Raw genomic sequence first — 14,232 nt, forward strand, 5'->3', positions numbered from 1 at the left:
CGGGCGCGAAGTACCTACCGGGACTCGGCGGCCAGCGCCTCCAGCACCTGGACGGCCTCTTCCGCACGCGCGTACGGAACGAACAGGTGGTCGTGGTGGTATCCGGCGACCACGTTGCAGCTCACCCCCGCGTCAGTCAGAGCCAGGGAGACCGCGGCCGTCAGTCCGACGGCGTCCAGGGCGGAGTGCACACGCAGCGTGATCCAGCCGGCGACGTAGTCGTACGCCAGGCCGGCTGCCACCGCCTCGGACTCGGGGAGTACGAGCGTCATCCCCTCACGCTCGGCGACGGTGGCCACAGGGGTGACACCGGCGGGCGTCTCACCGCCCGGCACGGTCGTGAAGACGTAGCGGCCGGGGTTCAGCTCCGGTCGCATGCTGTGCAGAAGTGTTCGAAGATCGCGCTCGCCCGTCATGGACGCCACGGTACGTCCACCGTGCCCGGGACGATGGGCGGGACCGTGCCCGGCGCACTCCGCCGATGCCCCGAGCCGCCCTTCGCCGACGCCCGCTGCCGCGCTCCGCCGACGCCCGCCGGTGGTCGCGCCGATGCGGGCGAGGCCCTGGCGAGTAAGCCATTCGGGCACGCCATGTATCCCTACGCTCACCCTGCGTGGCACCAGGGGTTGATCGCCCATAGCTTCGGCATATGAGAAGAACACACATGAAATGCCTGGTGGGTGTGACCGTCACCGCCGCCACGGTCCTCGGTACGGCGGCCGTCCCCACCAGCGCTGCCGGGCACGGTGACCACGTGGTGCGTCCGGGCACCTCCATCCAGAGCGCGGTGGACGCCGCACACCCCGGCGACAGGATCGTGATCCTGCCCGGCACGTACCGCGAGAGCGTCCTGATCACGACTCCGGGCCTGACCCTTCGGGGCATCCGGGGCCGGACCGTGATCAAGCCGGCGGCCACCACCGCCAAGGCCGCCAACACCTGTGCCGCGGCGGGCAACGGCATCTGTGTCGTCGGCACGAAGGGCCACACCGTCGACGACGTCAGCATCCACTCCCTGACCGTCTCCGGATTCAAGAAGAGCGGCGTCTGGGCCTCCTGGACCGACGGACTCACGGTCCGCCGGGTCACCGCTACGAAGAACGGCACCTGGGGCATCGCCCAGGAGCGTTCGACCCATGCCGCCTTCGTGCGCAACACCGCCGTCGGCAACGGCGACGCGGGCATCTTCCTCGCCAACACGGTCAGCGAGGAGGGCGGGGCCACCGACACCCGGGGGACGGAGATCCGGGAGAACGACCTGCGCGGGAACCGCATCGGCGTCACCGCCCGGCGCGTCAGGAACCTCGTCATCGACGGCAACCGGATGACCGGCAACTGCAGCGGTGTCTTCGTCGTGGGCGACGAGTCCAAGCCGGCTGCCGGGGCCATGACGATCAGCGACAACCGGATCCTGAAGAACAACAAGTTCTGCGCGGCGACCCCGCGGCTGTCTGCCATCCAGGGCTCGGGCATCGTCCTCACCGGCAGCGAACGAACGGTCGTGCGTGCGAACGTCGTCCGGGACAACGTGGGCTCGACCCCCCTTTCCGGCGGAATCCTGCTGTTCAAGAGCCTCGTGGGCGCCCTCAACAGCGACAACACCGTCACGGGCAACCTCGTGCAGGGCAACAAGCCGGCCGACCTGGCCAACCGCGACACCACCGGCAAGGGCAACGCCTTCGTGAGCAACACGTGCGGGACGTCCGTACCGGCCGGGATGTGCGCCGAGTGATGGCGCACCGACGCACCAGGAGGAACGAGAAGGCATGACCACTGTGAGCCCCACCCCCGAAACCACCCCCGTCGTCTCCCCGCCGGCCTCGCCGCAGGCTTCCGTCGCCGCCTCCTCCGCCCCCCAGACCCCGCCCCCGGCGATGCGGCTGCGGGAGCTGGCGTTCGGAGCGGCCTGCGCCGCGGCCGTCCGTGCGGCGGCACGGCTGGGCGTCGCCGACGCGCTCGGCGCAGCACCCGCCTCGGCCGCCGAGCTCGCCCTGGCCGTGGACACCGAGCCCGTGCCGCTCCAGCGGCTGCTGCGGGCGCTGTGCTGCTACGGGATCTTCAGCGAGACCGAGGACGGGAAGTTCGTCCACACGGAGATGTCCCGGCTGCTGCGCGAGGACGACCCGAACAGCCTGCGGTACATCTCCCTGTGGTGCACGGAGCCCTGGACCTGGGAGGTCTGGCCGCGGCTCGACGACGCGGTGCGCTCCGGTACGAGCGTCTTCCAGGAGGCCTTCGGCAAGGGCTTCTTCGACTACCTCCACCAGGACGCGGGCGAGTCCGCCCACATCTTCAACCGGGCGATGACGACGTCCAGCACGCAGTCCGCGCGGGACGTGGCCGAGCTCCTCGACCTCACCGGGGTGTCCTCGGTCGCCGACATCGGCGGCGGCCAGGGACACGTGCTCGCCAGTCTGCTGGAGAAGCACCCCTCGGTCCACGGCACGCTTCTGGACCTGCCGGGCGTCGTGGCGCGCGCGGACGGCAGGCTGAGGGACGGTGGCGCACTGGCGGACCGGGTACGGATCGTGCCCGGGGACTGCCGTGAGGACATCCCGGTCGACGCGGATCTCTACATCATCAAGAACATCCTCGAGTGGGACGACGAGAGCACCCGCAGGACCCTGCGCAACGTGGTCGCCGCGGCCCGGCCCGGCGCCCGCGTCGTGATCATCGAGAACCTAGTCGACGACACCCCGTCCATGCGGTTCACCACCGCCATGGACCTGCTGCTCCTCCTGAACGTCGGCGGCGCCAAGCACACGAGGGAGAGCCTGGTCGGCAGGATGTCCGAGGCCGGCCTGCGGATCGGCGAGGTCCGCCCGGTCAACGCGTATCTGCACGCCTTCGAGTGCGTCGTACCGGGCTGACGTCCGGCGCACACGCGATCGCCCCGGTCCGGCACGCTGGTGCCGGACCGGGGCGATCGTCCGTGTGTCAGGCGCCGTCGCGCTGCCACCGGTAGAACTGCTGGGCCATCGCGTCCTTGGGACCGCGCCAGGTCAGCGGGTCGTAGGGGCTCACGAACGCGGTGAGGCGCTCGCTGACGGCCTTGAACTCCGGGTGCTCCGTCACCTTGGCGATCTCCGGGCCCGGGGGCCGGTCGGATTCGATCAGGTGCAGGTACACGTCGCCGAACTGGAACAGGGTGCGCCTGTTCACCCCCACGAGGTGGGGGAGCTCGGTGTCGTCGGACGCCGCGAAGAGCTCGGCGATGTCCGGGGCGGACTCGGGCGCCATCCGGGCGACGATCAGTGCGTGGTGCATCTGGCTGCCTTTCGGGGCATCAGTTGGCCGGGACCGCGGCGGAACGGCGCTCACGGTCACGCTGCTCGATCTTGTCGCGGATGAGTTCCAGCTGGACGCGGGAGTTGCGGTTGATGTTGTCCGTCATCCACGCGTCGTCGACCGGCGCGTCGGGCCGCATCGCGAAGTCCTGGCGCCAGTGCATCCTGGTGCCGCCGGGGACCTCCGTGTACTCCCACCGGATGTCCATGTGCTGGAACGGTCCGGGCTCGACGCGGCGGGCGCGTACGGTGCGAGCCGCGCGGTCGGTGGTGCGCTCCGACACCCAGCTCCAGACCTTCCCGTTGTCGTCCGGGTGCATGGTGAGCCGGAAGGTCGTCTTCTGGCCCTCCCGCTCGATCACTTCGACTGCCGCGTACTCGCTGAACAGCTGCGTCCAGCGCTCCAGGTCGTTCGTCATGTCCCAGACGAGGTCGAGCGGGGCGGCGATGGTGATCTCGTTCTCCGTGTGTCCGGGCACGTCAGGCTCCTGTCACGAGGGTGTTGTTGACGAGGTCGAGGAACTCGCCGGGGGTCTTGCACCGGTCGGCCTCGGCGGGCAGCGGACGGCCGAACCGGTTCTCCAGCACCGCCACGATGCCGAGCAGGCCGAGCGAGTCGAGGCCGTACTCGTCGAAGGCCGAGCCGGGACGGCTCTCCATCGCCAGCGGATCGACCGTGAGACCCGCACCGTTCTTCATGAGGACGGCCAGTTCTTCGTAGGTCAGTTGATCGGTCATGAGGGGCTGCTCCTTCTCACAGAGGGCTGTCGGTGGGGTGCCGGAGCACCAGGGCCGCGTTCGAACCCATGAGGCCCCGGCTCAGCACCAGCGCCGTCCGCAGTTCCGCGGGGCGCGCGCGTCCGGTGACCACGTCGAGGTCGTGGCACACCTCGAAGACGTTGGGCGTCGGCGGGATCAGACCGTGTTCCATCGCGAGTACCGCGGCGGACGTGTCCAGCACGGGTGCCCCGCAGTAGGCGCGGCCGATGCCGGTCTTGGGCGCCGTAACCGGTACGCGCCGTCCGTGCGCGCCCAGGGCGTCGGCGATGGCGAGCGCCTCGGCACGGTCGGCCGAGGGAACGCCGAGCGCGTCCGCGAAGACGACGTCGACCTCCTCCGGTGCGCAGCCGGCCTCCGCCAGCGCTCCCTCGATGGCGTGGGCCAGTCCTTCGCGGGACTGCTCCCACCGGGACGCGCCGGTGAAGGTGGCGGCGTGGCCAGCCAGTTCGGCACGGATCCGGACTCCTCGGTCCAGGGCGGCCGTCTCCTCCTCGACCACGAGCATCGCGCCGCCCTCGGCGGGCACGAATCCGCAGGCGTCGGAGGTGAACGGACGGTAGGCACGGGTGGGTTCGCCGCAGACGCTGAGGTCCTCGTAGCCGAGCTGGCAGACGACCGAGTACGGAGCCAGGGGTGCCTCCGCCGCGCCGACGACGACGGCGTCCGTGCCGCGCCGGATGGTGCGTGCGGCATGCATCAGGGCGTCGAGGCCGCCCGCCTCGTCGCTGGCCACGACGGCGCACGGGCCCTTGAAGCCGCCCCGGATCGAGATCTGGCCGGTGCTGGCCGCGTAGAACCAGGCGATGGACTGGTACGGCCCGACGTAGCGGGAGCCCTGGCCCCACAGCCGTTGCAGTTCACGCTGGCCGAATTCGCCGCCACCCGAACCCGCGGCGGTCACCACGCCCACGCTGAACGGGGTGTCCTCGTAGTCGGCGCGGCCGAGCCGTGCGTCGTCCAGGGCAAGGTCGGCGGCGGCCATCGCGTAGTGCGTGAAGCGGTCGGTCTGGACGAGGTAGCGCTCCTCGATGAACGCGACCGGGTCGAAGTCCCTGACCTCGCCCGCGACACGCAGCGGAAGGTTCTCGCAGCCTTCTCTGGAGACCAGGTCGAGGACGCTCACGCCCTCCTGCGTCTGCTTCCAGAAGGCACCGGCGCCGACACCGTTGGGGGCGACGACACCGATCCCCGTAATGACGGATCGCCGGTGTGTCCGGATACTCATGGGGTCCTCCCGCCTGATCGGCTCAGGGCGACGGCCGACTGGAATCCGCCGAACCCGCTGCCCACCGAGAGCACGCTGCGCAGTTTCAGGGGCCGTGCGGTGCGCGGCACGTAGTCGAGGTCGCACTCGGGGTCCGCGGTCTCGTAGTTGGCCGTGGGCGGCACCGTCTGGTGCTGGAGGGCCAGGACGCACGCGGCGATCTCGATCGCGCCGATGGCGCCGAGCGAGTGGCCGACCATGGACTTGATCGAGCTCATCGGGACCTTGTACGCGTGTGCGCCGAGGGCCCGTTTCACCGCCGCCGTCTCGTGCCGGTCGTTCTGCTTGGTGCCCGAGCCGTGCGCGTTGACGTAGTCGACCTGCGAGCCGTCGATCCGGGCCTGCGCGAGTGCTGTGTTGATGGCCTCGGCCATCTCCAGCCCTTCGCAGGTCAGCCCGGTCATGTGGTAGGCGTTGCCGAAGGTGGCGTAGCCCGATATCTCGCAGTAGACGGTGGCGCCGCGGGCGCGGGCGTGTTCGAGCTCCTCGAGTACGAGGACGGCTCCGCCCTCGCCCATGACGAATCCGTCCCTGCGTGCGTCGAACGGCCGGGAGGCGTGCTCCGGGTCGTCGTTGTTCGCCGAGGTCGCCTTGATCGCGTCGAAGCACGCCACCGTGATGGGGGTGATCGGCGTGTCGGAGGCGCCGGCGATGCAGACGTCTACCCTGCCCTCCTCGATGGACTGGAAGGCGTAGCCGATCGCGTCGAGGCCGGAGGTGCAGCCGGTGGACACGGTCTGGACGGGCCCGTGCGCGCCGACCTCCTCGGCCACGGCCGAGGCGAGGGTGCTGGGTGAGAAGGCCCGCTCCAGATGGGCGCCCGCCGGCCGGTGGTCGACGTCCCAGCGCGCACCGCTGCCGCTGACCGCGACGTAGTCCTTCTCCAGGCGGGTGGTGCCCCCGACCGCCGTGCCGAGGGACACCCCGATGCGCCAGGGGTCCTCCTTCCCGGGGTCGAGACCGGCGTCGCTCAGCGCTTCCCTGGCAGCCACCAGGGCGAACTGGACGTACCGGTCCGAGCGTGCGATCAGGTCCTCGTCGAGGCCGTGGGCCACGGGATCGAAGTCGCACTCGGCGGCGATGCGCGAGCGGAACGCCGCCGGGTCGAAGAGGGTGATGCCGCGTGTCGCGGTGCGGCCGTTGGAGAGCAGGTCCCAGAACGCCGGGGCGCCGATCCCGCCGGGCGCGACGACACCGACTCCGGTGACCGCCACACGTCGTGTCATGACGCGGCCCCCGTTCGTTCTGGCGGCGCGTAGCCGTCACTGGGGTCCGCGGTCTCGGTGGCTTCGGTGTCGACGTGCCCGAGCTCGGGACGCGGGGCGAGCGGGCCGAGGTGGAAGACCATGCGCGCCTCCACGTCGCCCACGTTGCGGAAGCGGTGGCGGACGTGCGGAGGGATCAGCAGGCCCTGGTCGGGCCGCATCGGGTGCGGCTCACCGTCCAGGTCCACTTCGAGGAGCCCGTCCACGACGTACACGAACTCCTCCGAGTACGGGTGGTAGTGCTCACCGATGCGCTCTCCGGGGCGGACGATGGCCAGCCCCATGAAACCGCTGGTGGCACCCACCGCCGTCGGTGTGAGCATGGCGCGCAGATCGCCTCCGCGCCTGCGGTTGGGCTGTGTTTCGCTGAGGTCCACGATGCGGGGACGGTGCGTGGTCATGACTGCTCTCCTCCAGGCGCGTTGTGCGGTGTGACGGCATCCGCGGGGCGGTCCTCGCGGATGCCGGTGACTCGGTTCAGGACTCTGCGGCCCGACGGTCGGTGATGAGGTTCATCTCGGCCTGCGCGAGGAAGCGCGCGGCCTCCGTGTCCGTGGTGGGCAGGCCGTTCGCGCCGCCGTCCAGCAGCCGGCCGAGCATGGCCGCCTTGCGGTGGCCGCCGATGCCGAGCGCCTGTGTGGGCTGGGCGTCGAACGGGCCGCTCACTTCGAGGAGCCGCACCACGATGTCGTCGCGCTGGAAGATGGTGCTGCTCTCGATGGGGCTCGCGGCGTCGTCCGCGGCCTCTTCGTCCTGGCCGGCGAGCAGCCGGGCCAGCGCCATGCCGCAGCCTTCCTTGGCCTGGTAGAACAGCGCGTGCCGCTGGACGTCCGCGGCGGCGTGGCGGCCCGCCTTCACGTGGTGGACGGTCGGGAGTGCGGCCCGGGTGAAGAACATCCGGGCGGAGTCGGGATCGCTGAGGTCGCGGTCCTGCTCCAGGTACGGGTTGATGGCCTCCTCGACGGCCCTGACCTCGGGCTGACGGGAGACGTGGCGCAGGGCCGCCATCAGATCGCCCTCGACCTCCACCGCTCGCACGACACGGTTCCCGTGCATGAAGAGCGAGGTGCGGCACAGCCGGGTGTTCTCGTCGACCCGTGCCTGCGGGGAGTCGTAGTCGGCGAGGATCTTCGCGACCATCTCCTCCGTACCCGGCTTCACCGTGAAGGTGAGCGCGTGGCGTACCACGCCGTCGCCCAGACGAGGTGCCGCCTGGAGGCGGCCCTTGGCGGGCTCGGGGGCCCGCTCGAACGCGGCTCCGGTCTCGCGCAGCACGCTGAAGCGCAGGGAGCGGGTGTCGCGCACGCAGCTGTGCAGGGGCTGCACCGTCGCGACGTGCTCCTCGCTGTTCACCCAGGCGAGGAAGGGCGGGGCGCTCTCCCATTCGCTGGTGATCAGCCACTGCGAGGGGTTCTCGATGGACTGGCACAGCTGGTCGCTGATGTGTCCGGGGATCGACGCCACCTGGTTGCGCATGTGCTCGTACGCCTCGAGGAACTGGTTCTGGGCGCCGTCGTGCAGGTCCAGCAGCAGTATGACCCGGAGCCTCGAACCGTCGAAGGCGGACTGAGATATACGTTCCGAGAGGGTTGTCATCTTTCGTTCTCCTTCGAGACGGTGCGACGGCTACAGCCGTGGCCCGTCCTCATCCGTCGGGTTCGGTGGAAGCGGAGCAGGTCCCTGCCCGCTGACGCGTGACGTCCGCCTCCGCATCGCGAGTTCGCTCCCGCGACTGATCGTGGAACGCTGGTACGGGCGGCGCGAGATTTATGAACCGTTCAGGTGAGGCGGTGACCGAAGGCGCCGCACGAGGGCATGGACATTCCATCCGTCGTGCGGCCGAGCTGGAGCAACTGATGAACGAGAACGTCGAGCACCGCGTACCTGTCCTCATCGTGGGCGGCTCACTGGTGGGCCTGTCCGCATCCCTCTTCCTGAGCCGCCTCGGCATCCGCCATCTGCTGGTCGAGAAGCACGCCGACACGTCGACCCACCCGCGCGGGCGTGGCAACAACGTGCGCACGATGGAGGTGTTCCGTGCCGCGGGCGCGGAGCAGCTGATCCGGGACGCCGCTTCGGTGCTGGCGGACAACCACGGCATCCTCCAGGCGAAGTCGCTCACGGGGGACGACCAGGAGTGGCTGTTCAAGGAGATCGACCCGGGCGGCGGGCTCGCCCGGTTCAGCCCGAGCGGCTGGTGCCTGTGCAGCCAGAACGACCTGGAGCCCGTGCTCGTGCGCCGGGCCCGCGCCGAGGGCGGCGAGCTGCGCTTCTCCACCGAGCTGCTCTCCTTCGAGCAGGACCCGGACGGGGTGACCGCCGTGGTGAAGGACCGGGAGACCGGGGAGCACACCACGGTGCGCGCGGACTATCTGGTGGCGGCCGACGGTCCGCGCAGCCCCATCCGGGAGCAGCTGCGGATCGGGCAGACGGGGCCCGGCGACCTGTTCCACAACGTGAGCATCACCTTCCGCTCCCGGCAGCTCGCCTCCGTGGTCGGCGACCGGCGCTTCATCGTCTGCTACCTGACGAATCCCGAGGCGGACGGGGCGCTGCTGCCGGTGGACAACGAGGAGCACTGGGTGTTCCACGCGCCGTGGCAGCCCGACCGGGGCGAGACGCTGGAGGACTTCACCGACGAGCGGTGCGCGGCGCACATCCGCAAGGCGGTCGGGGATCGCGGCCTCGATGTCGAGATCACGGGCAAGGCCCCGTGGCACGCCGCGGAGCGCGTCGCCGAGAGGTACGGGGCCGGCCGGGTGTTCCTGGCCGGTGACTCGGCCCACGAGATGTCCCCCACCGGGGCGTTCGGGTCCAACACCGGAATCCAGGACGCCCACAACCTGGCGTGGAAGCTGGCCGCGGTGCTGAACGGCACGGCGGGGCCGGCGCTCCTGGAGACGTACGAGGCGGAGCGGCTGCCGGTGGCCCGGGCCACGAGCGCGCGCGCGTCGGCCCGTTCGGGGGAGCACAGCCACCCGGGCTTCGCCGGCTCCCCGGGCCCGGTTGGCGGCGGGCGCAAGGGCGGCATGCTCACCGTCGCGCTCGGCTACCGCTACGTCCGGGGCGCGGTGCTCGGCACCGACCCCGACCTGCCGGTGGTGCCCGAGGGCATGGAGCTGAGGGGCGAACCCGGCACCCGCGCACCGCACCTGTGGGTCGGCCGGGACGGGAAGCGCGTGTCGACGCTGGATCTGTACGAGCGGTCGTTCGTGCTGCTGTGCGACGCCGGGCACCCGGAATGGCGTGCGGCGGCGACTCGGGTGGCGGAGCGTCTGGCTCTGCGCCTGGACGTCTTCGCGATCGGTTCGGGGCCCGGCGCCGATCTGGAGCCGTTGGGCGGGGCCGACTGGGCCGCGGCCCACGGCACGGGGGCCGAAGGCGCCGTGCTCGTGCGCCCCGACGCCTTCGTGGCCTGGCGGTCCGAGGGAGCGGCGGCCGACGCGGAGGCGACTCTGCACGAGGCGCTGACGGCGCTGCTCCGGCGCGGCTGAACACCCCGGCGCCCTCGTCCGGTGCCTCCGCCTCCTGCGTTCATCCCACGCCGAAGTCCCTCAGCGCGGCCAGGAACGCGTCCGGGTTGTCGCCGTGCACGAGGTGCCCCGCGTCGACGGAGACGTACTGCCCGCCGGGGATCCGGCGGGCCATCCGGGCCAGTTGCTGCTGGTCGATGTGGCTGCGGGCTCCGCCGACCACGAGCGCGGGGGCGGTGATCTCGCCCAGTCGCTCCCACACGGCCGGATCCGGGTCGCTCAGCTGGGCCTCGGTGCACGGCACCACGGGCCAGTCGAAGCCGAGCTCTCCGGCGGGCCGCCGGGCCGGCGAGCGGGGCGTGTCGAGCGGAAGCAGCGGCGGGGCGTCCTCGAGGACGAGTCCGCCGATCAGCCCGGGGTGCTGTGCGGCGAGCAGCAGGGCCGCCACTCCGCCCATCGAGTGCCCGATCAGGACGGCGCCGGGCAGGTTGCGGACCTCGAGGAACGCGTGCAGGTCGTCGCGGAAGAGTTCGAAGGAGTAGCGGCCCGGCCAGTCGCTGAGCCCGTGGCCACGGAAGTCGAGTGCGTACACCCGGTGCCGTGCCGCGAGCTGTTCGGCGATCCGCGTCCAGTCCCCGCTGCTGCCGCCTCGGCCGTGGGCGAGGACGACGGGCGGGGCCGCGGGGTCGCCCCAGAAGCGGTACGCGAGCCGGATTCCGCCGGCGAGCACGCTGCTGACCCCGGGGTCGAGGAAGGCGGTGACGGTGCGGACGAAGGAGCCGGGGTCGTCCAGCCACGGGTAGTGGCCTGCGCCGCGCTGGACGACGAGCTCTCCGTAGGGGAAGAGCGCGGCCATCTCCGCCGCACGGTCGGGGGTGGGGCCGCCGTCGTACTCCCCCGCCAGGACGAGCACCGGGACCGGCAGCTCTCGCAGCGCGGTGACCACGGTGGCGGTGTCCAGGCCGTCCTGCGGGTAGTAGAGCGCTCCTGCCTCGGAGTTGGTCTGTGCCGCGGCCTCGCCGGCGTGGGCCCGGGCGGCGGCGTCCCAGCGCCCGTAGGTGAACGGCAGTGCGGCGGCCCGGGCCCCTGCGGTGGCATGCCCGGCCCGGATCTCCTCCAGCGCGGCACTCGCCTCCGCGTACCAGGGCTCGTGGCCGCGCAGCTCGGAGGCATGGCGCCGGTCCTGGTCGGTGGCCGGGATGCCGGTGGCTCGCGTACTGGGTGCGACGAGGGTGAGGGTGCGCAGTCGCTGCGGGTACCTCACTGCGTAGAGGGCCGCCAGGCTCGCGGACGCGGAGTGGCCGAGCAGATCGACCCGTTCGAGTCCGAGGTGTGCGCGCAGGGCCTCGACGTCGTCGACGAGCCGGTCGCAGCGGTACGTCGACGGGTCGTCCGGGCTCGCGGAGTCCCCGGTGCCGCGCAGATCGAGGAGGATCAGCCGGTGCGCGCGGGAGAGTCCGCCGAGGTCGCCGAGGTAGCGGGCCGCCCGCATCGGGCCACCGGGCAGACAGATCAGAGGCCGGCCCTCACCCGCGAGGTGGTAGGCCAGTTCGGTCCCGTCGTATGTGCGGAAGGTCGGCATGGCCGCCATCCAAACAGGGCGGGCGGCTCTCCGTGGCCGCCTACGCCCACAGCGATCAGAAGTGCACGACTCCGGACGTCGGCCGCCGCGGAGGCCGGCGGCCGCGGGTCCATGCGTTCGAGGCACGCCCCCTCATCGACATCCGATCGCGGAGTCCGAGCGGCGGCGCCACGGGCCGCCGGCCCGACGACCACCCCGGACACCCCGGACTCGCCGGACCGGGCTCCTCACCGGCCACGTCACCCGCGGGACGTCGCCCCCCTTGCCAGGGCGCCGCGGATGCTGAATTACTGCTCCCAGGAAGATCGACCGAATGATCGGTCGTCCGCCACGGCGAGAGGATCATCCGCATGACGGCTCTGCTGGACGCGGCCGAGCGGCTCGGTCGTGACGAGCTGGAGGCGCTGCAGCTCGAACGGCTCCGGGACACGCTGCGGCACGCGTACGACCACGTCGGCTTCTACCGGGCGGCGTTCGACAAGGCAGGCCTGCGGCCCGAGGACTGCCGCACACTCGCCGATCTCGCCCGTTTCCCCTTCACCGTCAAGGCCGACATGCGCGACAACTACCCGTTCGGCATGTTCGCCGTGCCCGAGGAGCGGGTGCGGCGCATCCACGCGTCCAGCGGGACGACCGGCCGGCCGACCGTGGTCGGGTACACCGAGCGGGATCTGGACACCTGGGCGGACGTGGTCGCCCGGTCGATCAGGGCGGCGGGCGGGCGCCCGGGCCACAAGGTCCATGTGGCGTACGGATACGGACTGTTCACCGGAGGGCTCGGTGCGCACTACGGAGCGGAGCGGCTGGGCTGCACCGTCGTTCCGGCGTCCGGTGGCATGACGGCACGGCAGGTGCAGCTGATCCAGGACTTCGGGCCGGAGATCATCATGATCACGCCCTCCTACATGCTGACCCTTCTGGACGAGTTCGAGCGCCAGGGCGTCGACCCGCGCACGACCTCGCTGCAGGTCGGCATCTTCGGTGCCGAGCCGTGGACCGAGCAGATGCGCAGGGAGATCGAGGAGCGGTGCGCGATCGACGCGGTCGACATATACGGGCTGTCCGAGGTGATGGGTCCCGGTGTGGCGCAGGAGTGCGTCGAGACCAAGGACGGGCTGCACATCTGGGAGGACCACTTCTATCCGGAGGTCGTCGACCCGTTCACCGGCGCGGTGCTGCCGGACGGTGAGGAGGGTGAGCTGGTGTTCACCTCGCTCACCAAGGAGGCCATGCCGGTGATCCGCTACCGGACCCGGGACCTGACGCGGCTGCTGCCCGGTACGGCACGGGTGTTCCGGCGGATGGAGAAGGTCACGGGCCGCAGCGACGACATGGTGATCCTGCGGGGGGTGAATCTCTTTCCCACCCAAATCGAGGAGATCGTGCTGCGGACACCGGGCGTGGCACCGCACTTCCAGCTGCGCCTGACCAGGCAGGGGCGCCTGGACGCACTGACCGTGCGGGCCGAGGCGCGGGCCGGTGCCACGCCGGAGGACCGTGCGACTGCCGCGCGGCTGATCGCGGCGGCCGTGAAGGACGGGATCGGTGTGACGGTCGGGGTCGAGATCGTGGACCCGGAGACGCTGGAGCGCTCGGTCGGCAAGATCAAGCGAATCGTCGACCTCAGGGACGCCGGCTGAGGAGCGAGGGGACGCCGGCTGGGGAGCGCAGGACTCAGCGCTGCCCTGTGAGGGCTGCGAACACGACGACATTGCTCCGGTAGCCGGTCTTCTTGCTGTAGTCGCCTCCGCAGGTGATCACCCGGAGCTCGGGCCGGGCGGAGGCGCCGTAGACCTTCTTGTCGGGGAAGCTGCCCTTGTCGTAGACCTCGACGGCGTACACGGTGAACACGGCGGTCGTCAGGTCCGCCCGGATGATCTCGACGGTGGCGCCCTCGCGTACGAAGCCCAGCTCCTGGAAGACGCCGGGCCCCAGGCGGGTGTCCACGTGCCCGGCGGTGATGGCGGTGCCCACGGAGCCGGGGTCCGTCCCGCCGGCGTACCAGCCTGCGAGGACGGGGTTGTTGTCGGGCGGGGGCTGCAGCGCTCCCGCCGCGTCGAGGGCGAGCCTCATCAGGGGGGCGTCCACGCCGATGGCGGGGATCCGCAGGCGGACGGGTTCCGACCGCGGCAGCGGCTGGACGGCACTCGGCGGGACACTGCGGCCGGGGGCCGGTGTCGCGGCGGCGGGCGCGGCAGGGAGCGCCGGCGCGGGGCGCAGGGGGGCCGGGCGCACGGCAGGCGGGGGTGCGAGCGCCGGTGGTACGGGGGCCGGGCTCACGAAGGCGGGGGGTGCGGGGGCGGGGCGGGACGGTGCCATGTAGGCCAGGGCCGCGGCGGGCTCCGGAGACCGGCCGGTGGGCGGCGCGGCTGTCCCGGGGGAGGCGCCGGAGGCCGCCGGGGCGGGGGCAGGGACTGTATGGGCGCGCGGCGGCTGCGGCGGGTTCCCGTCCCGTGTACCGCTGACCACCAGGGCGGTGCCCGCCACCAGGGCCCAGACGAGGTGTTTGACGGTGGGGAACGTCTGCGGTGGCGTGCTGGTCCTTCGCCCGGATTCCATCGCGTGTGCCTCTGCTTCGCCG

General features: G+C 71.6%; 14 protein-coding genes. 4 read left to right on the plus strand and 10 right to left on the minus strand.

What is annotated here, in order from left to right:
- Positions 1-14: 14 nt before the first annotated feature.
- The gene (locus OG927_RS01525; RefSeq protein ID WP_209471154.1) at positions 15-416 is read right to left on the minus strand and encodes an ACT domain-containing protein; all 402 of its coding nucleotides are present in this window, start codon (positions 414-416) and stop codon (positions 15-17) included.
- 233 nt (positions 417-649) lie between these two features.
- On the opposite strand from OG927_RS01525, the gene OG927_RS01530 reads away from it, so the two are divergent.
- Positions 650-1,732: a right-handed parallel beta-helix repeat-containing protein gene (locus tag OG927_RS01530; RefSeq protein WP_241192005.1), complete on the plus strand. Its 1,083-nt coding sequence runs from the start codon at positions 650-652 to the stop codon at positions 1,730-1,732.
- A 34-nt stretch (positions 1,733-1,766) separates the two neighbouring features.
- Entirely contained in the window at positions 1,767-2,870 is a 1,104-nt protein-coding gene (locus OG927_RS01535; protein ID WP_330319547.1) for a methyltransferase, read from the plus strand.
- Positions 2,871-2,937: 67 nt separating this feature from the next.
- Here OG927_RS01535 and OG927_RS01540 read toward each other — a convergent pair whose 3' ends face one another.
- The 7 genes from OG927_RS01540 to OG927_RS01570 all read right to left on the minus strand — a co-directional run bounded on the left by OG927_RS01540 (position 2,938) and on the right by OG927_RS01570 (position 8,192).
- On the minus strand, positions 2,938-3,267 hold the full coding sequence (locus tag OG927_RS01540) for a TcmI family type II polyketide cyclase (protein ID WP_056787785.1): 330 nt from the start codon (positions 3,265-3,267) through the stop codon (positions 2,938-2,940).
- Positions 3,268-3,286: 19 nt separating this feature from the next.
- Positions 3,287-3,766, minus strand: coding sequence for an SRPBCC family protein (locus OG927_RS01545; RefSeq protein WP_330319548.1), 480 nt, complete (start codon positions 3,764-3,766; stop codon positions 3,287-3,289).
- A 1-nt stretch (position 3,767) separates the two neighbouring features.
- The gene (locus OG927_RS01550) at positions 3,768-4,025 is read right to left on the minus strand and encodes an acyl carrier protein (protein WP_056787791.1); all 258 of its coding nucleotides are present in this window, start codon (positions 4,023-4,025) and stop codon (positions 3,768-3,770) included.
- A 16-nt stretch (positions 4,026-4,041) separates the two neighbouring features.
- Positions 4,042-5,292 (minus strand): ketosynthase chain-length factor, encoded by a 1,251-nt coding sequence (locus OG927_RS01555; RefSeq protein ID WP_056787794.1) that lies wholly within the window; start codon positions 5,290-5,292, stop codon positions 4,042-4,044.
- Entirely contained in the window at positions 5,289-6,557 is a 1,269-nt protein-coding gene (locus tag OG927_RS01560; protein ID WP_124283265.1) for a beta-ketoacyl-[acyl-carrier-protein] synthase family protein, read from the minus strand. Before OG927_RS01560 ends, OG927_RS01555 begins: the two co-directional genes overlap by 4 nt.
- Positions 6,554-6,997 (minus strand): cupin domain-containing protein, encoded by a 444-nt coding sequence (locus tag OG927_RS01565; RefSeq protein ID WP_056787799.1) that lies wholly within the window; start codon positions 6,995-6,997, stop codon positions 6,554-6,556. Before OG927_RS01565 ends, OG927_RS01560 begins: the two co-directional genes overlap by 4 nt.
- Positions 6,998-7,073: 76 nt before the next feature.
- On the minus strand, positions 7,074-8,192 hold the full coding sequence (locus tag OG927_RS01570; RefSeq protein WP_056787802.1) for a SchA/CurD-like domain-containing protein: 1,119 nt from the start codon (positions 8,190-8,192) through the stop codon (positions 7,074-7,076).
- Between the two features lie 260 nt (positions 8,193-8,452).
- On the opposite strand from OG927_RS01570, the gene OG927_RS01575 reads away from it, so the two are divergent.
- Positions 8,453-10,090 (plus strand): FAD-dependent oxidoreductase, encoded by a 1,638-nt coding sequence (locus tag OG927_RS01575; RefSeq protein WP_319105143.1) that lies wholly within the window; start codon positions 8,453-8,455, stop codon positions 10,088-10,090.
- 40 nt (positions 10,091-10,130) lie between these two features.
- Here OG927_RS01575 and OG927_RS01580 read toward each other — a convergent pair whose 3' ends face one another.
- Positions 10,131-11,651: an alpha/beta fold hydrolase gene (locus OG927_RS01580; RefSeq protein ID WP_330319549.1), complete on the minus strand. Its 1,521-nt coding sequence runs from the start codon at positions 11,649-11,651 to the stop codon at positions 10,131-10,133.
- A 350-nt stretch (positions 11,652-12,001) separates the two neighbouring features.
- Here OG927_RS01580 and paaK point away from each other — a divergent pair, with 350 nt between their 5' ends.
- Positions 12,002-13,291, plus strand: coding sequence for a phenylacetate--CoA ligase PaaK (paaK, locus tag OG927_RS01585; RefSeq protein ID WP_330319550.1), 1,290 nt, complete (start codon positions 12,002-12,004; stop codon positions 13,289-13,291).
- Between the two features lie 34 nt (positions 13,292-13,325).
- On the opposite strand, the gene OG927_RS01590 is transcribed toward paaK, so the two are convergent.
- Positions 13,326-14,210, minus strand: a complete 885-nt coding sequence (locus OG927_RS01590) for a class F sortase (protein ID WP_330319551.1) — start codon at positions 14,208-14,210, stop codon at positions 13,326-13,328.
- Positions 14,211-14,232: the final 22 nt, after the last annotated feature.

Origin of the sequence: Streptomyces clavifer (genome assembly GCF_036345975.1) — a bacterium.
Lineage (GTDB): Bacteria > Actinomycetota > Actinomycetes > Streptomycetales > Streptomycetaceae > Streptomyces > Streptomyces clavifer.